Raw genomic sequence first — 676 nt, 5'->3', positions numbered from 1 at the left:
GCGCGACAAACGCAATGAAATCATGAAGTTGGAATAAGCGCCCGTACCTCCGCAGACGGGGTAGAACGCCCTCGAAAAGGTGCTATTCCTTCTTCTTGGGCAGGCACACAAACCATTCGATAATCAGCCGCCGATTGTTCGCCCGGTCGTACGCGCCAAATATCGACGCCACCAGATCAAATACCCACTGCGCCGACGCCTCACCAAACGAAGGCGAGCCGGGCGCGTCAACGATCTTTAGTTCCTTAAAGATTGACAGAGCGTACTGTGCCTCCTCGGCAAAGATAGGCGGCGGGATGATCGTGCGGCCGTCCTTCAGCCGTTCGCTCCAATCCTTACATGACGTGACCCAATCGAGAACAATGTCCTCTTGTTCGGGCGTCACAGCTTCTTACCCCCGCTCGCCGCAAGGCGCGGTGCAGGTGGAGGCGCCCCGAATTTGGATGCAGCCCGCTTCGCTGCCTCTTGCTGCGCATCCTTCTTGCCGCCCTCGCCCTTCTTCGCGTGTTGATACGGAACAACCGCTTTCGCCGAATCAACGCGTAATTTCGGCTCGGTCATCGGATCATTAAACACGGCGATTAAAAACTCCAGCGCGTCGCGCGTCGCGACCGCTTTAGATATGTCGAACCCTGCGGCCGCGGCCACACTTGCCAAATTCGCATCGACCTTCGCG

Annotated in this window: 1 protein-coding gene and 1 pseudogene; both read right to left on the bottom strand. The window is 57.7% G+C overall.

Translation table 11 applies throughout. The annotated features are described in order from the left end of the window. Window positions 1–82: 82 nt before the first annotated feature. Window positions 83–385, bottom strand: a complete 303-nt coding sequence (locus QCE79_RS33325) for a hypothetical protein (RefSeq protein ID WP_309851743.1) — start codon at window positions 383–385, stop codon at window positions 83–85. After that, window positions 382–676 (bottom strand): annotated as a pseudogene (locus QCE79_RS33320) (terminase small subunit); the annotation flags it as partial. The gene QCE79_RS33325 and the pseudogene QCE79_RS33320, both read right to left, overlap by 4 nt.

Origin of the sequence: Caballeronia sp. LZ003 (genome assembly GCF_031451465.1) — a bacterium.
Taxonomy (GTDB): domain Bacteria; phylum Pseudomonadota; class Gammaproteobacteria; order Burkholderiales; family Burkholderiaceae; genus Caballeronia.
This window is presented reverse-complemented; position numbering and strand designations above follow the sequence as displayed.